Origin of the sequence: Bacillus infantis, assembly GCF_008180445.1 — a bacterium.
Taxonomy (GTDB): domain Bacteria; phylum Bacillota; class Bacilli; order Bacillales; family Cytobacillaceae; genus Bacillus_AB; species Bacillus_AB infantis_B.
Genome location: NZ_VTER01000010.1, coordinates 64,323 through 88,278 on the forward strand (window position 1 = coordinate 64,323; position 23,956 = coordinate 88,278).

General features: G+C 44.8%; 18 protein-coding genes. 14 read left to right on the forward strand and 4 right to left on the reverse strand.

The window, feature by feature from the left end; all coding sequences use genetic code 11:
- Nucleotides 1–113: 113 nt before the first annotated feature.
- Nucleotides 114–1,349 (forward strand): L-lactate MFS transporter, encoded by a 1,236-nt coding sequence (locus FZD51_RS18800; RefSeq protein WP_148976166.1) that lies wholly within the window; start codon nt 114–116, stop codon nt 1,347–1,349.
- Nucleotides 1,350–1,732: 383 nt separating this feature from the next.
- Here the strand turns inward: FZD51_RS18800 and FZD51_RS18805 are convergent, their stop codons facing one another.
- The 3 genes from FZD51_RS18805 to FZD51_RS18815 are packed head-to-tail and all read right to left on the reverse strand — an operon-like array spanning nt 1,733 to nt 5,402.
- Nucleotides 1,733–2,818 (reverse strand): Ger(x)C family spore germination protein, encoded by a 1,086-nt coding sequence (locus FZD51_RS18805; protein WP_148976167.1) that lies wholly within the window; start codon nt 2,816–2,818, stop codon nt 1,733–1,735.
- Between the two features lie 3 nt (nt 2,819–2,821).
- A complete protein-coding gene (locus FZD51_RS18810; protein ID WP_148976168.1) occupies nt 2,822–3,934 on the reverse strand; it encodes a GerAB/ArcD/ProY family transporter in 1,113 nt (370 codons plus the stop codon).
- A 4-nt stretch (nt 3,935–3,938) separates the two neighbouring features.
- Nucleotides 3,939–5,402, reverse strand: a complete 1,464-nt coding sequence (locus FZD51_RS18815; RefSeq protein WP_148976169.1) for a spore germination protein — start codon at nt 5,400–5,402, stop codon at nt 3,939–3,941.
- 323 nt (nt 5,403–5,725) lie between these two features.
- On the opposite strand from FZD51_RS18815, the gene FZD51_RS18820 reads away from it, so the two are divergent.
- The 3 genes from FZD51_RS18820 to FZD51_RS18830 all read left to right on the forward strand — a co-directional run bounded on the left by FZD51_RS18820 (nt 5,726) and on the right by FZD51_RS18830 (nt 8,873).
- Complete coding sequence (locus FZD51_RS18820; protein ID WP_148976170.1) at nt 5,726–6,976, forward strand: DUF2254 domain-containing protein; 1,251 nt, start codon at nt 5,726–5,728, stop codon at nt 6,974–6,976.
- A 265-nt stretch (nt 6,977–7,241) separates the two neighbouring features.
- A complete protein-coding gene (locus FZD51_RS18825; RefSeq protein ID WP_148976171.1) occupies nt 7,242–7,526 on the forward strand; it encodes a hypothetical protein in 285 nt (94 codons plus the stop codon).
- 99 nt (nt 7,527–7,625) lie between these two features.
- Complete coding sequence (locus FZD51_RS18830; protein ID WP_148976172.1) at nt 7,626–8,873, forward strand: TerD family protein; 1,248 nt, start codon at nt 7,626–7,628, stop codon at nt 8,871–8,873.
- A gap of 36 nt (nt 8,874–8,909) precedes the next feature.
- Here FZD51_RS18830 and FZD51_RS18835 read toward each other — a convergent pair whose 3' ends face one another.
- On the reverse strand, nt 8,910–10,352 hold the full coding sequence (locus FZD51_RS18835; RefSeq protein WP_187445825.1) for a DEAD/DEAH box helicase: 1,443 nt from the start codon (nt 10,350–10,352) through the stop codon (nt 8,910–8,912).
- 820 nt (nt 10,353–11,172) lie between these two features.
- Here FZD51_RS18835 and FZD51_RS18845 point away from each other — a divergent pair.
- From FZD51_RS18845 to FZD51_RS18890, 10 genes are all read left to right on the forward strand, one after another.
- Nucleotides 11,173–11,985 carry a formate/nitrite transporter family protein gene (locus FZD51_RS18845; RefSeq protein WP_187445826.1) on the forward strand — a complete coding sequence of 271 codons (813 nt, stop codon included), beginning with the start codon at nt 11,173–11,175 and terminating at the stop codon, nt 11,983–11,985.
- A 53-nt stretch (nt 11,986–12,038) separates the two neighbouring features.
- Entirely contained in the window at nt 12,039–15,026 is a 2,988-nt protein-coding gene (gene fdhF / locus FZD51_RS18850) for a formate dehydrogenase subunit alpha (protein ID WP_148976175.1), read from the forward strand.
- Nucleotides 15,011–15,490 carry a helical membrane plugin domain-containing protein gene (locus FZD51_RS18855; RefSeq protein ID WP_148976176.1) on the forward strand — a complete coding sequence of 160 codons (480 nt, stop codon included), beginning with the start codon at nt 15,011–15,013 and terminating at the stop codon, nt 15,488–15,490. Before fdhF ends, FZD51_RS18855 begins: the two co-directional genes overlap by 16 nt.
- Nucleotides 15,491–15,572: 82 nt before the next feature.
- Nucleotides 15,573–15,938: a Na-translocating system protein MpsC family protein gene (locus tag FZD51_RS18860; RefSeq protein WP_148976177.1), complete on the forward strand. Its 366-nt coding sequence runs from the start codon at nt 15,573–15,575 to the stop codon at nt 15,936–15,938.
- A 525-nt stretch (nt 15,939–16,463) separates the two neighbouring features.
- On the forward strand, nt 16,464–16,658 hold the full coding sequence (locus FZD51_RS26705) for a hypothetical protein (RefSeq protein WP_262380992.1): 195 nt from the start codon (nt 16,464–16,466) through the stop codon (nt 16,656–16,658).
- A gap of 214 nt (nt 16,659–16,872) precedes the next feature.
- A complete protein-coding gene (locus tag FZD51_RS18870) occupies nt 16,873–17,580 on the forward strand; it encodes a DNA alkylation repair protein (protein WP_148976179.1) in 708 nt (235 codons plus the stop codon).
- A gap of 75 nt (nt 17,581–17,655) precedes the next feature.
- Complete coding sequence (locus tag FZD51_RS18875; protein WP_148976180.1) at nt 17,656–18,189, forward strand: glycerol-3-phosphate responsive antiterminator; 534 nt, start codon at nt 17,656–17,658, stop codon at nt 18,187–18,189.
- Between the two features lie 234 nt (nt 18,190–18,423).
- Entirely contained in the window at nt 18,424–20,442 is a 2,019-nt protein-coding gene (locus FZD51_RS18880; RefSeq protein WP_148976181.1) for an alpha/beta fold hydrolase, read from the forward strand.
- Nucleotides 20,443–20,520: 78 nt separating this feature from the next.
- Nucleotides 20,521–22,011, forward strand: a complete 1,491-nt coding sequence (gene glpK, locus FZD51_RS18885) for a glycerol kinase GlpK (protein WP_148976284.1) — start codon at nt 20,521–20,523, stop codon at nt 22,009–22,011.
- A 269-nt stretch (nt 22,012–22,280) separates the two neighbouring features.
- On the forward strand, nt 22,281–23,948 hold the full coding sequence (locus FZD51_RS18890) for a glycerol-3-phosphate dehydrogenase/oxidase (RefSeq protein ID WP_148976182.1): 1,668 nt from the start codon (nt 22,281–22,283) through the stop codon (nt 23,946–23,948).
- Nucleotides 23,949–23,956: the final 8 nt, after the last annotated feature.

Sequence of the window (23,956 nt, forward strand, 5' to 3'; positions counted from 1 at the left end):
AATATCAGGCATTTCGTTCTGAAAGCGATTTAATTTCCTTTTTCAGCGGTAGAATTCAAGTATAAATACAACTGCTTGAGATTATGAAACCGCTTAGAAAGAGGAGATTCGACATGAACGAACGAAATGCAAATCGACTTCTTATCATCATTGGCACCATTATCGTCCAGATGGGGCTGGGCACCATTTACACGTGGAGCCTTTTCAATCAGCCTCTAGTCGATAAATTCGGCTGGGAATTAAGCGCAACCAGCATTACTTTTTCCATTACCAGCTTTGCTTTAGCATTTGCGACCCTGTTTTCAGGGAAGCTGCAGGATAGATGGGGCCTTCGCCGTTTAGTGGCTGCGGCCGGAATATTGCTTGGGGCCGGGTTAATCCTCAGCTCACAGGTATCCTCTTTATGGATGCTGTACGCCGTTGCAGGAGTGATCGTAGGCTTCGCAGATGGTACAGCTTATATCACAACACTAAGCAATCTGATCAAATGGTTCCCGGAGAAAAAAGGCTTGATCTCAGGGATTTCCGTCGGCGCATTTGGGACAGGCAGCCTGATCTTCAAATATGTGAACGCCAGCTTTATTTCATCATTCGGTGTTTCAACTGCCTTCCTCTTATGGGGAGTTATCGTCCTGGTCATGGTCGTTGGCGGCTCATTTTTACTAAAAGAAGCAAAAGAAACAGCCGCCAGTTTTGTGAAAGCGGAATCAAAGCAAAAGGATTATACAGTTAAAGAAATGCTGAAGACGAAGCAGGCGTACATGCTGTTTGTGATCTTCTTCACAGCATGTATGAGCGGGCTATACCTGGTCGGCATTGTCAAAGACATTGGTGTCAGCTTAGCCGGGCTGGATGCAGCTACAGCGGCAAACGCAGTCGCATTGGTGGCCATCTTTAATACAACAGGCCGAATCGTCCTGGGGGCACTGTCAGATAAAATCGGCCGGATGGAAGTCATTTGCGGAACGCTGCTGGTCACGGCCATTGCAGTCGCAGTCTTAAGCTTTGTTCCATTAAGCTTCCCGATCTTCTTCGCCTGTGTAGCAGCAATCGCCTTCTGCTTTGGCGGAAACATCACCGTATTCCCAGCCATCGTGGCAGACTTCTTCGGACTGAAGAACCAAAGCAAGAACTATGGCGTGATATACCAGGGCTTCGGAATCGGGGCATTAGCAGGCTCTCTTGTAGCCGCTGTACTTGGAGGATTTCAGGCAACCTTTACTGTTATTGCAGCATTGTGTATCGTCTCGCTGGTGATTGCGCTGACCATTAAACCGCCTGGTGAGGGCAAGAAGCGTAAGGAACGTAAGGGGAAGATGAAGCTGGAGCCTCATACGAGAGTTGGATAATATGAATATTGGCACCTGTTCCTGCATTAATCGCTGGTAAAGGTACTCAGTTCAGCAAAAATCCCCCTTAGCTTTTAAGGGGGATTTAGTTTATTCTGAATTCCAAGGGAACATTAAATGCAGATAATTTATGTTGACTGCTTGAGAGAAGGTGAAGTTAAAATAAAGGTGATTTCCATTCAGAGTTAACCTAGCAGTTTCCACTGTTCTAATTCTCGGACTTTTTAGTAAGGTTAGACCTTAAGATAATCAGGTGCCTGACCCTCAGTACGGTACATACTGCCTTTCATTAAACCGCAATACGGGGCCGTTTACTAGCCTCCCAGGCGCTTTTTAAAACTGTCCGTCAACCGGGCACTGTTCATTGGTGGCTGCTGTCTTTTTCATTCGTGAATATTTATTAACGGTTCTAAATCCACCTTGTATTTAACCTTAATCTGCAGAGTTCTCCATTTTTCCCTCCACTCTTTTTTCTCTATCGGCCTTGAGAAAGGGGTTAATGTTCTGGCTCCAATGTCTAACGGGTCGGTTTGCCACTCCTGGTTTTTTTGCAGAAATGCTTTGGTTTGGGCTTCAAGATGGGATTTAATTTCGCTCGTAATCACTGCTAAATCATCCAAATCATTAAGATTCTTTTCACCTTGATACTCATCTATTCTGCCTTTCAGCTCTACTTTTAAATTCATTTCTGTTAAGTCCTGGTTGAAGGTGACATCTACATTTGTGCGAACATGGCCTAATACAACAGATAGTTTTGGTATGGGAAGGTATTTTAAATAATAATCATTCGCTATAAGCTGGTAGATTTCATCATCTGAATCAGTAACCACAGAGAGTAGCTTGTCATTTTGAAAAATAGCTGTACCTTTATAATTGAAATTTCCATTCTCTGCCTTGAACACTGGCAGGATTGGATCAGAATAGGGGGAATACAGCTTTTGCATGAATTGATGCAGATTTACAATCGACAGCTGGCCTTGCCGCTTTTTCTCGTAGTGCTTTAACATGCGATAAAGGAAGTAATCCAGGTTTTTCTGGCTTTTTATTTCTTCCTTAATATATTCTTTAAAATCTCCCTGAATGATAACGAGATAGAGTCGCTGAGAAATGTCAGGGTCTGTAAATATGGTGTTAATAATTGGCCGCAATCCTTTTTTTGCAAGCTCTTCATTAACTAACATTATCCGAAGCTGTCCAACCTTCAATTCTCTGTAATACCTTAGGTTAAAGCCTTTTTCGCTTTGCTTCAGCAGGTCTACCTGCATGGTCAGGATGCGTTTTTTTTCCTGAACTAAAGGAGGTACAACAGTGGTTGCTTCAAGCTTTCCCTCTGCCGCGCCATCCAGTGACCAAAAAATCACTGGTGCAATTTCTTCAATTTCGTTATTTTCCACATAAGGAGAACACCCAGTGATCAAGTTTACGCAGCATATAATAGTCATCCCTAAAGATTTTTTAAAATATGCCATATTCTATAAGCCCCTCTTTATTCTGCTGAAAATAAGAAGGAATAAGGGGACCAGAAGGTACGTAAGGGAACTGCACCCTATTTCAAGGTTAAGCAATATGCTTTGATATTCTTCTCTCCAGATCCATTTGTTTGCGGCAATCAGCCATACTGACGCGATGATGCAGATGATTGGAATACCCCATTTGGAATGATTGGTTTGCAGCTTTTTCCCTAAAATGCGGAGAGCCCCATAGAAACAAAGCAACAAGAATGAAATCCCAAACACTAAATTGAAGATATTTAAACATATCAAAATGATATCAACTCTTTCAAATATTGGCGTTTGAAGATATCTAGCCATCGTAACAATTGGAAATTTGCTTAAGCTTAAGAATTTGGATCCAAAAAAGAATAGAGAAGCAATAAATAAAACCAGGTATTCTAGCACTGATAATGTATTGGCAAATGTAAAATATTTTAGAAAGCTGCCTCGTGGGTTCAATAAGTGAGCGATACAAACGATATATTCCGGACCGGACAAAGATGACCATATGAGCAGCAAGCCCTTCCAGGAAATATTTGACCAATCTTCAGGAATTAAAGGATATAGGTCGGGAAGTGAGGCAATGGGCGACGTTATAAAAGTATGATAAAACAAGATCATCCATATGGAACAGAGAAAGGAGATTACGGAAAAACGAATGGCATTATTCATTCCCAGTGATGCTGTATAGCAGCAAACGGCCATGACAAATACAATCAGCCAATTTGGACTCATGGAGGGAAACACAAATTGATGAATAATCTCAACGTATCCTAAAATGAAAACCGTTACTTTAATTCCAATCACAACAATCCCAACAGCTGCCAAAATACGTATCATCCATTGTCCGAATAGATGTACAAAACCTGCATATCCTTTTGAAGCATGCTCTGATGATAACCATTTTGATAACAAGATTAAATTTAATTGAGATAATATGCCCACCAAAATAATACCCCATATCATATAGGGGTGGGTTAAAACAGTTGGCATGACATATAAAAAATAAATCAGCTGAAACCGATTCGCGATAAAAAACACATAAATGCCACTAAATGAAGATGCGTTATTTTCTATAGAAACAGATGTCATAAGATCATCTCCTTTTGCTGTAACGCCATTTCTGGAAAGTGTGCAAATGGTCGGGCCTGGTTTTTATTTTTGTTAAAGGGCCACGGATAAATAGGTCATTCCAATCTTTCCAGTATAAAGGAGCTACTGGGGCTAAATAAGGCTGCCTAAGTGATGTTAGACTGTTCAGATGTGCCAAAATGACAATCATCCCCAAGGCTATTCCAAATACTCCGAGAAATGAAGAAAGGAGTAAAAATACAAATTGAATCATCGTGTTCGCTTTTGTCACGAGATAATTAGGAACTAGGAAGGAAGCAATTGCTGATACACCCAGCAGCACAATCAGTACTTTGCTGACAAAGCCAGCCTCTACCGCAGCCTGTCCAACGACAATTCCTCCGATTACACCAAGTGTCTGACTGGATTTAGTCGGCATCCGCAAGCTGGCTTCTTTGATAATTTCGAGAATGATCAGCATGAGCAATGCTTCCCAAAATGGAGTAAACGGCAATTTACTTCTCGATTCTACTAAAACAAATAGGATCTGCAGGGGAAGCATTTGATAGTGATGGGTAGTCAGCGCTACATAAAGCGGGATAAGTGTAATTGATAAAATAAAGCTGATATAACGGATTGTGCGTAAGAAACTGGCGACTGGCCAGCGGTTAATATAGTCCTCTGGTGATTGGAAGAGATGAAAGAATGTAACTGGCCCAATCAGTACGAAAGGCGTATTATCGACAAGAATAATCAGTTTGCCAATTCCTAAAGAATAAGCACAGACATCCGGCCGGTCTGTTTGCTGGAACTGTGGAAATACACTGTTCTGATGATCCTCCATAAAAGCAGCAATCTGTGAAGAATCTAAAAAAAGATCGAAATCGATTTTATTAATTTTCTCTTTGGCAATCGATACAAACTCGGGATTTGTTATGCCCTCCATATACATGAGGACAACCGTCGTTTCACTTAATGTACCTACTTTTAACTTTTCGGACTTTAATTCTGTAACCGGAAGCCTTCTGCGAATAAGGGTTATATTTGTATCCAGCTGTTCGCTAAAGCTGTCTTTTGCCCCATATAATATTGTTTCTGTCTCAGAAGTTTCAATTGACCGTCCCACATTATTTGTAAGAAGGACACTCCACCATTGTTTCTTAAGTGAATCAATAATAATAACGGACCCAGCCAGTAATTGTTCTTCAGCTTCCCCCAAAGTGAAAATTTCTTCTGCTTTAACAGTTGAAATACAATCTTGGATTGACTCATCTTTACAATGGAGTATTGGTTCGAATAAAGCTTCATTCATTCTTTCCTGATTTATCAAAGTTCTTATGTAAATGAAGGTGAAACAGTGACCTTCTTTTTTTTTCCTCTCGACAATTTCAGCGTCCTCCAGATTGGCTAAAATCTCCTTTAAAAGTCCAAGTGAGAGGTTTTGCTGTCCTTTTTGAAGTGTCTGCTTTTTTTCCTTTTTCCCAAACATGAAAATCCCTCACATAAGTAAATTAAAGTCTAAGTCTCTAGAAGAAGTAAATAATAGGTTGAGCTATACCTAGTATGCCGACTAATAGTAAAACTATGCCAGAGTATGGGCGAGCAGGACGATGATTCCATCACAGGATAGTAACTGGAATGTAATTTCACCTTGTGCTGGGGGTCAGGCACCTTTTATTTGAAAAGAAGAGCCAAGGGACCTGACCCCTTGGCTTTATTTCACCTTGTGCTGGACGGCAGGCACCTCTCTTTGTTTCACCAAAAGCATTTTAGGGCAAAAACAAAAAAAGCACCAAAGAAAGGGGGAGGGGATTGTTTAAGCAGTTCTTATTTAAAGTTAAGAATGGTACATGGTTCATTCCGGCTGTGTATACGATCGTGGCGTTGATTCTTGCGATCGGTGTGGTATATGTTGATTATTATTTGAACGAATTTTATCCAGAGATCTTTCTGGTGGGGCTGGATCTGGGGAAAACGATTCTCGGAACAATAGCCGGCTCGTTATTGACGATGACGACCATTACCTTTTCTACCACCATGGTTGTGTTAACTACATATTCTTCTCAATTTTCGCCGAGGACGCTGGAGAATTTCATTCAGGATCCGGTGACGATGAGGGTGCTGGGAGTCTTTATTGGCGGATTTGTTTATTGTATATTTACACTGCTGTTTATAAGAGAATCCTTTGGTAATACGGTGGCATCTGCTTCTATTGGCATAATCATTGCGTTCATATGCCTCGCATTCTTTGCCTATTTCATCTACCATGTCGCCACATCCATTCAGGTCGGCAAGCTGATTAAGAGGCTTGCGGACGATGCACTGGATATGATTAAGAAGGAAAAAGAAAGGTATGAGGAGGATGACTGTGTATCCCTGCTGCAGGTCCGGCCATCGGTTGTCATTGAAGCAAAAGCTTTAAAGGCCAAACGGTTTGGCTATATTCAGTATATTGATGAAGACAAACTGCTGCAGCATGCTGCTGAACAGGGAAGCATCATTGAGGTCCTCAAGCCAATCGGCCATTTTGTCACGGAAAAACATGATCTTCTTTGTGTCCACAATCAGGAAGAAATTCCGGAAGGCCTTGAGGATGCTGTTATCGTAGGGACAGAGCGGACCACTTATAGTGATGTGGAATTTGGCATGCAAAAAATTGCTGAGGTGGCCTTGAGGGCGGTATCACCGGGAATCAATGATCCCAATACAGCCATCCAGTGCATCAATTATTTAAGTGTCTGCCTGTCTGCAGCCAGCCATTTAAATGGGGAGGTTAAAGCCATCTCTGATGATGAAGGAAGAATGAGGGTTATCATTCCGCATCGGCCATTTGAAGATCTTTTGAATACCTCCTTCAGGCAGATCAGCCACTACGGGAAAGATGATTTTTCAGTCATGCAGGCGATTTTCAAAGCGCTTGAAGAAATCGGCTCAGGATGCGGCCCGGCAATACGCAAAAGCCTTGATAAGTTCGCAGATTATCTGAAAGAACAAGTAGAAACGGCTGCACTCACCAAAACCGAGAAGGATGAATTGTTTAAAGTCTGCCTGGTTGAAGAATGATGGGGGAAGGCAGGTTTCTCAACTGCCTGTTTCGAAACTTGGAAAGAATACGTTAAATAATAAAGTTTACGGGGACACAATCCGCAAATGGATTGGTGTCCCTGTTTTTGTTGCAGCAAGACCTCTTGGTTGGCATGACGTGAATTTTTCTGAAAAAAAAGAATTTATTTGCTAGAATAGATGAAGAGCTTTTGCAAATCAGAGGAAGAATTTAACAGAAAGATTATGATACATATTCTTCTAAAATAGGATGGAGGTATAATCAATGTGGTTTATACTAGGAGTTGCTGCCATAGCAGCAGCCTTTATAAATCTTTATATGTATATGACAGGCAAAGATTACAAACTTGCAATGGCAATGGGATTATCACTTACTGCTTTGACACTCTGTGCAGAATACAGCGCTGTATCTAATTGGGTGAACGGTGAAGATTGGCCGGCTTTAATGGATGTTGTACCTACTATGGAAAAGGCGTTGTGGGTTTTGACTATTATTTCTATTTTGCTGAATATAGCACCTATACTTCTAGAGCTGAAAAAGAAAAAATAATAACCTAATGCTGTGATTACCAGATTACTAGTCCACAAGTTTGCTTGATTTCGACTTTCAAAAACATAATCAATGCATTTATGAGAAGGGTTGGTTTATATGAATTCATTGCTTCAGATGGGAGCAAATGCAGTTTTGAGTTCTCCAAAAGGAACTGTTACTGTCAGCTACGAAATGTCCAATATGATAGATATTTCCTTAACCGCTTTCCTGCTGACTGATTCAGGCAAGGTACAGGGAGACAGCGGGATCATTTTTTATAATCAGCCGAAAAGTCTGTCTGGAGCGGCTGCTCTTATTCCGTCTGTGAATATGGGCCAGACAAAGGTACATAAACTTGAGTTTGATATGAGCAGACTGCCTGCAGATATTGCTAAAATAGCCATCACGCTAACTGAAGATAATCATTCCGGTTTTTCAAATGTGAGGAATTTAAAGGCAGAGATCAGTGCAGGCGCTGATTTGATTCAATTTGTCCCATCTGTTTTTAAAAATGAAAATGGAATAGTAGTACTGGAGTTGTATGTAAGAAACGGCCAGACAAAGGCAAAATCAGTATGGAGGGGATTCGATTCAGGTCTTGAAGGTTTATGTAAACTTTACGGTGTTGAGGTTGAAGCAGAGGAGCAAAAACAGACTCCTGTACCTCAAGCTGTTGAAAAACAAGCCTTCAAAGAACCTGCTAATACGCAAGCAGTCCCTGAAAAGAAAAGCAGCTTAAATACTCTGCCGCCGATTAGCCTTGAAAAAGCAAAAGGGAAAATAAATCTCGATAAAGGCCAAAAGCCGGTGTTAATTGAGAAAACACCTGAAATTACGGCGACAGTCTCCTGGAAGACAGGGACGGACTATGATATCTATGCTCTAGTTTATACAAAGAATGGCAGGCAGATAGATGTGGCCATGTTCGGGGCCCAGGGGACACCGCCACTAAAGAGGTTTGGCAATGGAGCTGTAGAGCATATGGGGGATGTAGGAAGATTCAGCGGATCCACAAAGAAAGAAGTCATTAAATTGAGGCTGACCAATGATATTCTGGCAGTGGTTCCTGTCGTATATTCTGCTCAGTCAAATGGAACGGGGTCATTCTACAGATACAAGGTATCCATGAGTATTGATAACCACAGCGGAACATCCGTTACCATTTCCTCCAAGAATGCGAATAATAATGACACGATCTATACCTGTGTGCCCGGAATACTCCATAATACCGACGATGGAGTGATTATAAGTCCATTGGAGCTATATAGTGCACCCAACTCTGAGTATAGGCCTAAACTAGTGATGGGAGCTTCAAATATGGTAGAGGTATTGATGGATCAGGGGCCGATTAATGATTATAAGTAGGGGAAAAAAGAGCCAAGGGGTCTGTCCCCTTGGCTCTTACTTAATCGCCTTACTAACCTTCAACTTCTTCCCCTTAACCGTCGCATTCTCCATAGCCTGCAAAACCAGTGATCCTTTCCCATTCAGAATGTCAACATATGACATTTGATCATGGATGGTGATGATGCCGATATCTTCTGCTGTGACTCCAGGGATTTTGGCGATGGTTCCGACAAAATCAACGGCGCGGATTTTTTTCTTTTTGCCGCCGGTAAAGTGAAGCTTCATGATATCCTGATTGATTCGGGCTGTCTTATTATTTCTGACGACCCGCCTGCCGCTGATTTTTTCTTCGAAGGCAGCTTTTCCGGCAGCCACATCCTGCTGGCTTGGCGCTTCAATGACAGGGATCTCAAAGCCGATGTACCGTTCAATCGCTCTAAGGAATTTCTCTTCAAAAGGAGTAGCAAATGTAATGGCCTTCCCTTTGTTTCCGGCACGGCCGGTTCTTCCTGTGCGGTGGACATAGCTTTCTTTTTCCATCGGGACATCATAGTTAATGACAAGGCTTACGTTATCAATATCAATCCCTCTGGCGGCTACATCGGTGGCCACAAGATAGCGGTAGTTCCCCATTTTGAAGCCTTCCATAACCGCAAACCGGTCTTCCTGCTCCAGTCCGCCATGGAGCCTCTCACATGAATAGCCAGCACCATCCAGTTCAGTGTACACGGTATCAACATGTTCTTTGGTCCGGCAGAAAATGAGGCAGCTGTCCGGATTTTCTGTAACTGTGATGTCTTTAAGGAGCGAAACCTTATCTTCCTGCTTCACTTCCATTAGGAAGTGTTCGATCGTCTCAGCGGTTACCCCGGTTGATTCAATCTCAACATGAACAGGGTCTTTCATATATTTATGGCAAAGCGCTTCAACATCTTTAGGAAGGGTAGCAGAAAAAACCATGGTCACCCGGTCTGAAGGGAGCTCTTTAATGATGGCTTCCACTTCATCGATGAATCCTCTATTCAGCATCTCATCCGCTTCGTCAATGATCAGATACTTAATCTGGTCCAAAACAAGCGTTTCCCGGTCGATATGGTCCATGACCCGTCCAGGCGTCCCAACGACCACATGCGTTTTTTGCTTCAATTCTTCCTTTTGCTTTGTAAAAGGTTCTTTTCCGTAGACGGCCGCTGCTTTGATGCGTTTGAACCTGCCGATATTCGTAATATCTTCACGAACCTGAACGGCGAGCTCCCTTGTTGGGGTAAGAATCAAGGCCTGCGGGCTTTTTTCCTCCCATTCCAGCATATCGCAGACCGGGATGCCGAAGGAGGCAGTCTTCCCGCTTCCGGTTTGAGCCTTCACCACAAGATCCTGCTTTTCCATTGCCAATGGAATGACCTTGCTTTGTACCTCTGTTGGAGTTTCGTATTTTAACACACCCAGTGATCTTAGTATTTCTTCGCTTAAATGATAATCCGCAAAACTTTTACTCATTATTTAACCCCGTTTTTTTGTTTTTTCTTCATATGGATAGAATTCTCTTTAAGAAATATTGTATGCATGTTCAGATATGGTTCATTATACTTGAAAATTGCTGGACAAGATATAAGAGTCCAGCCCCCTCACCTTTTCATCTGTATCTGCTGTGCAGATCATCATTGGTTAAAGACTATAAAATTAGGATCTTATGCATTATTAACTTCTTGGATTACTCCTTTAAGGTTAAAACCGAAAATTACATTAAAAAACCGCTGATGGTTGGAGCGGAAGACATGCAGACTCCTGCGGGATTGCAGCGGAAATGTTGAGACCCCGCAGCGCGTAAGCGCGAGGAGGCTCAACTCCGCCCCGCGGAAAGCGAAGTGTCTGGAGCGGAAACCATCAGCCCTCATTAGGAACACAACAACGAATAGAGGAACCAGCAGAGTCATCGTTTACCTAAAGATACTTTAAAGACAGTATCCCCTGTAAAAAAGTTCAAGAACTATTCGCAAATCGAAGAATCTATGATAAACTTAAAAAGTTATAGAGGATGAAAAGTTCATTGATGTTAGTTAATTAACATTGACTGTACATCCTGTTCTTTCATTTCGTATGAAGCGGGAAGGTTTGCTGGTATTACATAATGCTGAGCTTTCAGCCCACTGTAAAAATGGTACATGCAAAAGCATGGGGCCTTTTTATAGTGGGCTTTTTTTGTGTTCTCGTTCATATGCCTTTAATACGGCAGGCTGGTTCTAGAGAGATGGTCCTAAGAGGCAGCCTTATGCCTTATGTATTGTGGACCATAAAGACAATAATTGGGGGAAGAAATATGGCATTTCATAGTTCACAGCAGATTGCCGAAATGGCGGTTGAAGCTGGGGTGAAGAAGGCTGCCATGCGGCCGGCGCACACACTCATTTTAGGATTTTTAGGTGGAGCTTTTATTTCTTTAGGTTTCTTATTATATATCCGGGTTGTTGCTGATCTGCCGCATGAATGGGGCACTTTCAGCTCGCTTATTGGCGGAGCCGTGTTCCCGGTAGGGCTGATGCTGATCATTATTGCCGGCGGAGAATTGCTGACAGGCAATATGATGGCACTGCCGCTGGCTGTGATGGCAAAGCGAGCGACGTTTAAGCAGCTGGGCAGGAATTGGCTGCTGGTTCTGGTTAGTAATTTTATTGGTTCAATCTTTGTCGCTTATTTCTTTGGACATGTTGTTGGAATGACGGAAACAGGTGCATTCCTGACTAAAACGATTGCAGTTGCAGGAGCGAAAATAGACCAGGCATTCTGGCCGACTTTAATTTCCGCTGTTGGCTGTAACTGGCTCGTTTGTTTAGGCATCTGGCTTGCTTTTGGAGCAGATGATATCGGCGGCAAGATTCTTGCGATCTGGTTCCCGATCATGGCGTTTGTTGCCATCGGCTTCCAGCACGTTGTAGCCAATATGTTTATCATTCCTGCAGCCATCTTTGCAGGGAGCTTCACATGGGCTGATTATGCAGCAAACTTTGTACCGGTTGCCATTGGAAATGGCATTGGCGGAGGAGTCTTCGTAGCATTGGCTTATTGGATGGTTCATAAAGATTCTCTTCAATCGTCTATGAGAGCAAAATCAAGTATTAAGAAAGTCAGCTGATAATTACTCTTGTTTTTTGGATAGATTTGTTTTTTTACTAAGGAGGCTTTACCGTGGGGGAAAAAGTGAATGTTCTGATCAACGGAACAGCACACCAGGTTGAAGAAGGAACTCGTATTTTAGATTATTTGATGCAGCAGGAAATTGAACATCCGCATATATGCTATTCGGAGGTTCTTGGACCGGTACAGAGCTGTGATACATGTATGTGTGAAGTGAATGGGAATCTGATGCGTGCATGCTCTACGGTTGTGGAAGACGGGATGGACATTGCCACATCTTCTGAAATCGCCAAAGGCGCTCAGGAAGAAGCAATGGACCGCATTCTGGAAAACCATCTGCTGTACTGTACTGTATGTGACAACAACAATGGTAACTGCCGTGTACATAATACGGCAGAAATGATGGGGATTGAACACCAGACACGTCCGCATCGCTCCAAGGGCTATGAAGTCGATATGTCTCACCCGTTTTACCGCTATGACCCTGACCAATGTATTCTTTGCGGGCGCTGTGTTGAAACCTGCCAGGATCTTCAGGTAAACGAAACACTGACAATTGATTGGGAAACAGGGCAGCCGCGCGTATTATGGGACGGAGGAAAAAGCATCAACGAATCCTCTTGTGTATCCTGCGGCCAATGTGTATCTGTCTGTCCTTGTAACGCATTGATGGAAAAATCAATGCTTGGAAACGCAGGCTTCATGACAAGCATGTCTGATGACCTGCTTACACCAATGATCGACCTTGTTAAAGCAGTTGAACCGGATTATCAAACCATCATGGCCGTTTCAGAAGTAGAAGCAGCGATGCGTGAAACGAAAATCGAGAAAACAAAAACCGTTTGTACTTTCTGCGGTGTCGGCTGTTCATTCGAAGTTTGGACAAAAGACCGTGAAATCCTTAAAATTGAACCATCTGAGAATGCACCGGTCAACAGCGTTTCCACTTGTGTGAAAGGCAAGTTCGGGTGGGACTTTGTCAATTCCCAGGAACGAATCACTTCACCATTGATCCGTAAAGGCGATGTCTTTGTTGAAGCGAGCTGGGATGAAGCTCTTTCTGTTGTGGCCAAAAACCTCGGAGAAATTAAAGATACTTACGGAAGCGATGCATTAGGTTTCATTTCTTCATCTAAGATCACGAATGAAGAAAACTATCTGATCCAGAAGATGGCACGCCAGGTGTTCGGCACACATAATGTCGACAACTGCTCCCGCTACTGCCAATCTCCTGCGTCATGGGGACTGCAGCAGACAGGAGGCATCGGCGGCGACTCCGGAACGATCCAGGATATTGCTGGTGCAGGGCTTGTCATCTTAGTAGGCTGTGCTCCGGCAGAAGGACATCCGGTCCTTGCGACACGCATCAAGCGCGCGCAGAAGCTCCATGGCCAGAAGTTGATCACAGTGGATGTGCGCAGGCATGAAATGGGTGACCGTGCCGACTTGTTTGTCCGTCCAAAGCAGGGTACAGACTTTGTATGGCTTTCCGCTGTCACAAAGTATATGATTGACCAGGGATGGCATGATGCGAAATTCATTACAGAACATGTGAATCAGTATGATGAATTCTTGAGCATGATCGAGTCTTATACGCTTGAAGAAGCTGAAAGCATTACAGGCATTTCTGTTGCCACCTTAAAAGAAATGGCTGAGATGATCCGTGACGCTGATGGAACAGTCGTCTGCTGGGGAATGGGCGTTACACAGAATATCGCCGGCTCCCACACTTCAGTTGCCATTGCGAACATGCTTCTGGCCACTGGAAACATGATGCGTCCGAACGCCGGCGCTTACCCGCTGCGCGGACATAATAATGTTCAGGGTGCTGCCGATATGGGAACAATGCCTAATATCTTCCCTGGCTATCAGCCTGTGACAAATAAAGAATTACGCGAAAAATTCGAGAAAGCCTGGGGCGTAGAACTGCCTGAAAACCCAGGCCTTGATAATATTGAAATGCTTGGTGAAGTGGACAAAGGCAATCTAAAGGCAATGTTCGTTGCCGGTGAAGACATGGCATGGGTTGATGCAGACTCTAACCATACACAGGCAATGCTCGCGAAGCTGGATTTCCTCGTGGTGCAGGAAATCTTCCTGACTACTACAGCCCAATTCGCTGATGTGATTCTGCCGGGTGCTCCTTCTCTTGAAAAAGATGGGACATTCACAAATACTGAACGCCGCGTTCAGCGTCTATACAAGGCATTAGAGCCTATGGGCGACAGCAAACCGGACTGGTGGATCCTGACTCAGCTGGCTAAAAAGATGGGCTATGACTGGAACTACTCTCACCCAAGCGAGATTTTTGACGAAATGGCGAGTCTGACTCCATTCTTCAGCCAGTGCAGCTATGAAGTTCTTGAAGGCTGGAACAGCTTCCACTGGGGATCTCAGGATGGATCGAACACACCGCTTCTTTTCCAGGACGGCTTTAACTTCCCTGATAAAAAAGCACGCTTCGGATTGTTCGATTATGTACCGCCAATGGTGTTCCCGGATGAATTCGATCTATCACTTGATAATGGACGATTGCTTGAACATTTCCATGAAGGAAACATGACTCATAAATCAGAGGGGCTGAACTATAAATTCCCTAAAGTGTTCGTGGAGGTATCTCCGGAGCTTGCAAAAGAACGCGGCGTAGAGGATGGTTCACTTGTCCGCCTGATCTCGCCATATGGTGCGATCAAGCTGCCGGTCCTTGTAACCGATCGCGTTGTTGGAAAAACGGTCTATGTGCCGATGCACTCCTCAAGCCATGAAAGTGCGGTCAACCTCCTGACCGGCGGTGCGGTTGACGTTGTCACACATACACCTGCCTACAAGCAAGTGAAGGTGCGGATGGAGATCCTCCAGCTGAATGGAGAGAATCCTCTTCCGAAGTACAATCCCCGCTATGCGGAACGCACACCGCAAATGGGTCTTGAAATTTACCGCAAGTGGGAACGCGGAGATTATGTTCCGATTGCGAGTGTCAACGAACATATCAGTCCTGGTACCTATGACAGGAGGAATGCCCGATGGCAAAACCGATAAGCGTCATTCAAAAGACAGAACTGACAGAAGAACAATTGAAGCAGCAATCCCTGGAGAATCTTCTCTCCGGGATTGCGGAAAATAAAGATTCACTGCTTGAGACATTGGCTCTCTTGCAGGAATTGCATGACAGCGGGATACTGGATGCTGCCGGAAGCCTCCTGAAGGCAAAAGAGCATGCTGCACATGCTGCAATCGGCCAGCTCACACGCGAGCCTGTCACGAACATGATCAATAATGCGATGGCAGCAGGAGGCATCCTTACCCAGCTTGATCCAGAGACAACAGCCAAGCTGTCAAAAAGCTTGATAGCAGGAATGAAAAAGGCTGAGCAGGGATTAAAAGAAGACAGCAAAATCGGAGTCTTTGACTTAATGAAGGCCTTAAAAGATCCTGACATCAACCGTGTGCTCGGATTTGGATTCAATCTATTAAAAGGTATGGGGGAAGGCTTAAAAGACTAAGCCTGAATCCCGGCCCATTCATTTTAAAATGAATGGGTTTCCTTTTTTAAAACAAACTAATGTGTATCAGGAGGGGCAGATCATGGCGAAGAATCTGGAACATCAATTCAGTATGCTTGTCCGTGAAATCCGAAAAGAATACGTTGGAAATGGACCCAAGGAAATTACCACCAAGTTCATTGGTTCCTGGGCCGTCAGTGAAATGAGAGGGAATCTGACCAATGTGGAAAAGTTCATGATCACTTCGGCACAAGGGGAAGATATGGTCCATGAAACAAGAACAAGATTTGTAAAAGAAATCTACAAAAAGCCGGAAGTCCAATTAAAATTTGAAAACCTGATGGACGCCAGAGTGATCAGGCTGTTTTCCGATATCAATATTAAAGAAGATATCGCCATGACTGTCTTTGTGTTTGACCGGCCGATTGAGGGGAAGCAGCTGAAGTGAAAAAGCTGCATTAGTGGCATCTCAGCTCCGAATAGGTGATTGAGGGGTTCACAGATACAAGGGAGAAACATTTGAGATTATTTACAGAGGTTTTTGGATGAGATTAAAAAGAAGATACAACGCTTAGAGGCTTTCCAATCGTTGAGCAGACGCTGGTGAAGCCTCTTTTTATTTTGAGCCTATTCAGAAAGGAAACCTTTGAAGCGAATCAGAGAATGATAGGAAAGGAAGCAGTTTTTTAATGACAGCAGTGCAAAAGAGAACCTGCCGCAGTTTTCTTTTTTTGATAGGCTTTTTTCAATATAGTCAGTAAAATGGAACAGAGGGCTTAGTGCTAATAAAGCCTCCATATGAATATAAGGTATATAGGGCAATGGATTTACAAATTAGATATCAACGGATTATATTTACTGCACATTAAAGCCAGTACAAGGGAGATCATTATGAAGATATTTCTGATAAATCAGCCAGCTCATTTATGTTATTTGCCTTATTCCCTGGTTCCCTATCTGGGGGCTGTCATTTATGAGTTTTGACAATGGGATAGCCCTTGGGAACAGTATGTTTGTTATAGGCATCAGCCTGTATCCTGTTGCTGTTATTGTGTGCTCCATCCTGGGCTGGGTGCTTCGCGGGCGCAATAAAACGCTTGCCATCATCTTTAATTCAGTACCGATGATCTGGATTGTCGGTTTTGGGCTGCTGATGATCATAGTTTGAAGGGCATTGTCATTGAAAACCGGGATAAAGGCCATTTACGCAGGCTGCTGCCCCGATTAACAAGGTCAAAGGTTTAATAAATAGGAACGAGGTAAAGCCTGCCAATATGGGAGAGGTTTTGCCTCGTATTTTTTATTTTTACCCGGATTATAAGCTATGCAGGAATGCTAAAATAGAGCTATAAATGATTAGAACATGGAAGGATGTGTAATAGATGGATTTCAAAACAGTCATGCAGGAGCTTGAAGCCCTGGGCAAGGAACGGACAAAGAAAATATACCTGTCCAACGGCGCCCATGAGCCTCTCTTTGGCGTCGCGACAGGTGCCATGAAGCCGATGGCGAAGAAAATAAAGATCGATCAGAATTTAGCCGAAGAACTCTATGCGACAGGAAACTATGATGCCATGTATTTTGCCGGCATCATTGCAGATCCGAATGGTATGACGGAGGCTGATTATGACCGCTGGATCGAATCTGCGTATTTCTATATGCTTTCCGACTATGTGGTGGCAGTCACGCTGTCAGAGTCAGATATCGCACAGGAAGTTGCGGACAAATGGATTGCCAGCGGCGATGAGCTGAAGATGTCGGCAGGCTGGAGCTGTTACTGCTGGCTGCTGGGGAACCGGAAGGACCATGAATTTGAGGAAGAGAAGATTTCCAGTATGCTTGATCTTGCGAAAAAGTCGATCCATGACGCGCCGGAAAGAACAAAATCATCTATGAGCAACTTCATATACACTGTCGGGCTTTCCTATTTGCCGCAGCATGAAAAGGCGCTCGGGACCGCACAGGAAGTTGGTGTAATAGAAATGAAGCAGGAAAAGAAAAAGCCCAGTCTGCTGAATCCATACGAAAATCTGCAGAAAGAAGTAGATAGAGGACGGCTTGGTTTTAAGAGGAGATATGTCAGGTGTTAGGCTATTGCTAAATCCTGCCGAAACCCGCAGAATGTACCTAACAGACTTCTACTAACATAAACTGGATGTGATCTATTGTTTACTGGCATAATCCCGGCTATTCGGAATATGAAAGATTTTGAGCATGTGTTGAAGAGGGATCATGAGCATATCATTCTTCTGGAGACGCGCCTGTCGCAGATCGAAAGTGTGGTCAAGTATGCGAAACAGAGCGGGAAGAAGGTGTTTGTGCATGCCGATCTCGTGCAAGGGCTTAAGGTGGACGAGTATGGGATTGAGTATCTCATCAATAATGTGAAGGTGGATGGCATCGTTTCTACAAGGGTCAATGTGATTTCCCTGGCGAAAAAGCATCATGTGGTTGCGATTCAAAGGCTTTTTGCACTGGACAGCCATGTACTGGAGCATAATGTCAGGATCAGCCGCAAGGTCAAACCGGATTATATTGAGGTCCTGCCCGGCATCATCCCGGGCATCATGGAAGAAATTCATGAGAAAACAGATATTCCGCTGATTGCAGGGGGACTCATCCGTACCGAAGAGGATATTCAAAGTGCTTTGAATAACGGGGCATCTGCCGTCACGACCTCCAATCGGGATTTATGGTGAAAGCAACTCCTTTTTGGAATATAATACTCTTCAGAAAATTGTCGAATTATGTTGACAACGTTTTCATTTGAATTTACACTAGGGATAAGTTAATAACCCGTGACGAGATGAGGAGACACATTAAATGCCTTGAATTCAGGATTCAGGGGTGTTTAATGTGTCTTTTTTGTCTTTCCGATCTGGTTATTTAGGCAATATATCTTGAATATCAATAGGTTAAAAGGGGGATATGAGATGAATAGAGTAAAGAAGCCGGTCGTCTTATTAGTGATTTCTTTGCTGTTAATTCTGGCTGGAAGCTTTGGTGCTTCCCGGTTTAATAGTTCAAGCGGGGATGTGGATGTCTCACGCATTTATTTTGATACACCTAGAGGAGAGCTTTCGGGGCTGCTGTATAAGCCGGATGGCGCTGATCAGGAAGCAAGACCCGCCATCGTGGCCACACACGGCTACCTGAACTCTGCAGAAATGCAGGATGCCCAGGCGATTGAAATGTCAAAGAGAGGATATGTTGTGCTTGCCTTGGATCAGTATGACCATGGCCATTCAACAGGCACAATGGAAAAGCCGGTTCCATTCTTCTCCTTCTGGCCGCATGCGATCTATGATGCTGTCCAGTATATGTATGATCAGGATTATGTCCTGAAAGATGAAAACGGCAATGGCATCATTGCGGTTTCCGGCCACAGTATGGGCGGTTTCTCTTCCACTCATGCCGTCATGCTGGATGAAGTGGATTTCCAGGAAAGCGGCATCAGGAAAATCTACAGCTCCCTTACAATGGGATCTGACTATCAATGGCTGAAGTCTCTCGGCTATACTATAGAAGATATCAACAACTCTTACGGGCCAAGGCCTTCCGGAAAAATTGCCGGACAATATGATGAATTCTTTTTTGATGCAGAAGCAGCAGCTGCAGGTACGCCTGTAGTGAAGAAAAACTATGCTGCAACAGAAGAAGGCATGAGCTTCCTGGGCAACCCGGAAAAGCCTGAGGCTGGGAAAGTGTATGAGGTTAATGGCGGAGAAAGAATCATTTATCAGCCAAATGAGACACATCCTTGGAATCATTTCTCGAAAACGTCTACAGGATATGCCATCGATTTTTATGATAGGGCATTTGCCGGCTATAATGGTTCATTAACAGTGGACAGTGATGGGCAGACATGGATGTTTAAAGAGTGGTTCTCCTTTGTCGCCATGATCGGATTCTTCCTGCTCTTTGTGCCAGTTGTGGCCTTATTATCAAGGCTGCCGTTCCTTAACAGCATCTATACCGGCAGGCCAGAGCCGCTTCCTGCTCCAAAGACAAACGGTGCGAAGCTGGCAGGCTTGATCCTGATCGTAGTCGGGGGTCTTTTCCCTGCCTTGTTCTTCTCCGCATTATATGGAGGAGATGTCTACGGAATGAGATTATTAAGGCAGATCAGCATGATCTTCATTGCCCTGTCTGCCATTGTCCTGATTTCTTCTTTTGTGAAAAAATCAGAGCGCAGCATCAAGACAGTTTCTGCTATCATGCTCGTTCTAAGTGTGGTTCAATATATCTATCTGAGGCTGCAGGATAAAATGCTTGCCACAACAGAGCTTTTTGGCGCCCCGACTGTGAATCCAGTTCTGTATTGGGCGATCAATGTGGCAATCATCACACTGATGATGATGGTCGGCTACCATTATGTTGCGAAAAAGCCTGAAGGTGCTACGATTAAGAATTATGGCGTGAAAGCAAGCGTCAAGTCAGTCATCGCTTCGCTTGTCACTGCCATTGCAGCTGTTGCAATCGGCTATGGAGTCCTTTATCTGGTGGATAGCCTGTTCCAGGTCGACTTCCGCATCTGGACTTTCGCTGTAAAAACATTCGAAGGACAGCATCTGGCAGCACTGCTGAAATATGCACCATTATTCCTGATCTACTACTTTGTTGTCGGCCTGTCCGTCAACATGAATACAGCGACTGTGAAGTATAATGGATGGAAAGGCTATCTCATTTCTGTCTTCCATTTCATCGGCGGGCTTGTTCTTTACCTGGCCTACCATTACGGACTGTTGTTTACGACTGGAACTGCCGGCTATCCGGGAGAATCGCTTTCCTCCATCATCGTGATCGGCCTGGTGCCAGCCCTTCTCGTAGCGGCGCTGTTTAACCGCTACTTCTATAGGAAAACAGGAAATGTCTATGTGGGCGCATTCATCAATACTTTGCTGATGACACTGATCACACTGGCAAACACAGCGCTTTATACAATCTTTTAATAGTCTGCAAAAAATATAGAGAGCAAGGGGCCATTTTGGCCTCCAGCTCTTTTTTATCAAGAGAGGGGAGGAATAATGATGGGAAAATACATCTTGGCACTTGATCAGGGCACAACCAGCTCCCGTGCCATATTATTCGATAAAAACGGTGAGATTGTGGAAACAGCTCAGCAGGAATTTGAGCAGTTTTTTCCAAAGCCAGGGTGGGTAGAGCATGATGCCAGCGAAATCTGGACCTCGATCCTTGCCTGTATGGCATCCGTCCTGCGGAAGGCTGATGTGGGACCGGAGGAAATAGCGGGCATCGGCATCACGAATCAGCGTGAAACCGCGGTTGTCTGGGATAAGAACACGGGGAAGCCCGTTTACCATGCCATCGTCTGGCAGTCCCGCCAGACAGAGCCTATTTGCCGCGACCTGCGGGAACAGGGATATAATGATCTGTTCAACAGTAAAACCGGCCTTCTGCTGGACCCTTATTTTTCAGGCACGAAAGTAAAGTGGATTCTTGATCATGTGGAAGGTGCAAGAGAGAAGGCAGAAAACGGCGATCTGCTGTTTGGCACCATTGATACTTGGCTGGTGTATAAGCTTTCCGGGGGGAAGGTCCATGTGACCGATTATTCCAATGCCTCCCGGACCTTGATGTACAATATTTATGATTTGAAGTGGGATGAAGAGCTTCTTGACATCCTGACTGTACCAAAAAGCATGCTTCCTGAAGTCCGCCCATCTTCTGAAGTGTATGCCCATACAGTGGACTATCACTTCTTCGGGCATAATGTCCCGATTGCGGGAATCGCCGGCGATCAGCAGGCCGCTCTGTTCGGCCAGGCCTGCTTTGAAAAAGGGATGGCGAAGAACACTTACGGAACCGGCTGCTTTATGCTGATGAATACCGGTGAAGACCCTGTTAAATCGAGCCATGGGCTGCTTACGACGCTTGCATGGGGCGTGGATGGGAAAGTTGAGTACGCACTTGAAGGCAGCATCTTTGTAGCCGGGTCGGCCATCCAATGGCTGCGCGACGGCATGAGGATGATTGACAGTGCTTCGGCCAGCGAGCAGTATGCATTGAGGGTCGATTCGACAGAAGGCGTCTATGTGGTCCCTGCCTTTGTCGGACTGGGCACGCCGTATTGGGACAGCGATGCCCGCGGTGCGGTCTTCGGCCTGACCAGGGGGACGACAAAAGAGCATTTTATCCGGGCGACCCTGGAATCGCTCGCCTATCAGACAAGAGATGTGCTGGACAGCATGGCTGCAGATTCCGGTACAGAGGTGAAATCCCTGCGGGTAGACGGCGGTGTGGTCAAGAATAACTTCCTGATGCAATTCCAGAGCGATATCCTCGGCGCCCCTGTAGACCGCCCGGTTGTCAATGAAACGACTGCACTGGGAGCTGCTTTCCTCGCCGGCCTGGCTGTAGGCTACTGGTCCAAAAAAGAGGAGATCACAGCACACTGGAAAAAGGACCGCACTTTCTCGGCAGAAATGGCCGAAGAGACGCGCGAAGAACTTTATAAGGGCTGGAAAAAAGCTGTGGCGGCCACCCGCGAGTATAAGTAAAGATACACTGCAGCATATTTTAATAAGCAAGCGAAACGCTTTTATCAGCAGCTTTATCATGTTATACTAAACACAAGTTAATATATTTGGATGGAGAACTCGAGAGACCACATCGCTCTATTTTTCGGCAACGAAAAGCAGGGCTGATTTGTGGTCTCTTTTTTTGTTTTTCGGGTATGGGACTTATAGAGCTTAAAAAACAAGACAGCTCCTCATAAGCTGGAGCCGGGCTGATACATGAATATGATGATCCTGAAGGGACTGATTTGATGAAATTCACCAACTTACAAAGACATGATATAAAGGGAAAAATACAGAAGGGGCCATTGGACCTTCTTGTCATCGGCGGCGGTATCACAGGCGCCGGAATCGCGCTGGATGCTGCCCTGAGAGGGATGAAGGTGGCAGTCGTTGAAATGCAGGACTTTGCTGCCGGCACATCCAGCAGAAGCACAAAGCTTGTCCACGGCGGACTGCGCTACTTGAAGCAATTTGAAATCGGGGTCGTCGCAGAAGTCGGCAAAGAGCGGGCCATCGTGTATGAGAACGGACCGCATGTCACCACACCGGAATGGATGCTGCTTCCGTTCTATAAGGGAGGCACGTTCGGACCATTCACAACGAATATCGGACTGAGGGTATATGACTTCCTTGCCGGTGTCAAAAAGGACGAAAGAAGAAAAATGATGAAGCCGGAAGAAGCCCTGAAGCGGGAACCGCTGTTAAAGCGCGAGGGGATGAACGGCGCCGGTTACTATGTTGAATATAAAACAGATGATGCCCGCCTGACTCTTGAAGTCATGAAAAAAGCGGTTGAAAAAGGGGCGCTCGCACTCAATTATACGAAAGTCACTGATCTTGTTTATGAAAACAGCCAGATCGCAGGTGTGAAAGCGGAAGATCTGACCGATGGAACGGTACAGGAAATCCGGGCAAAGAAAATCGTCAATGCAGCAGGCCCATGGGTCGACACACTGCGGGAAATCGACCATAGCAAAAAAGGCAAATCGCTGCAGCTGACGAAGGGGATCCATCTTGTATTCGACGGCAAAAGATTTCCGCTGAAACAGGCCGTGTACTTTGACACGCCTGACGGCCGCATGGTCTTTGCCATCCCGCGTGAAGGCAAGACTTATGTAGGTACAACAGATACGGTCTACAAAGGGAATATCGCCCACCCAAGAATGACGGTGGCAGACCGGGATTATGTCCTTGGTGCGATTGACTTCATGTTCCCGGATATTAAAATCGCCGCTGAAGATGTTGAGTCAAGCTGGTCCGGATTAAGGCCGCTGATTCATGAAGACGGGAAATCACCTTCTGAAATCTCGCGCAAGGACGAAATCTTTGTGTCGCATTCCGGATTCATTTCCATCGCCGGCGGCAAGCTGACAGGCTACCGGAAAATGGCGGAAAGCATCGTCGATCTAGTGGCAAAGCAGCTGGGTGAAGAAGATGGAGCAGACTATCCTAAAACAGCCACCATGCACCTGCCAATATCCGGCGGCGATGTGGGCGGTTCTCAAGGATTCAAGACATTTATGACTAACAAAGTGGACGAAGGAAAAGAGCTGGGCTTGACCGAAGAAGCAGCAAGGAAGCTTGTTCAGCGCTACGGCTCCAACGCAGACATCGTCTTTGATATCTATAAAAACGGCAAAGAAAAGGCCTTGGCAGAAAATCTTGATCCAGTCGTTTACGCGGGCTTAAGATACAGCATTGACTATGAAATGGCCTACAAGCCTGTCGACTTCTTCATCAGAAGGACAGGGGCCCTCTTCTTTGACATCGGGTGGGTCCGGGAACATAAGGATGCTGTGATCATGTTCATGAAAAAAGAATTCAGCTGGTCAGAGGAACAGGCAGCAGCTTACACAGAAGAGCTGGATGTACTGATTTATGAGGCCTCACATCCGATTGAAAAGGAAGAATTTTAAATAGAAAA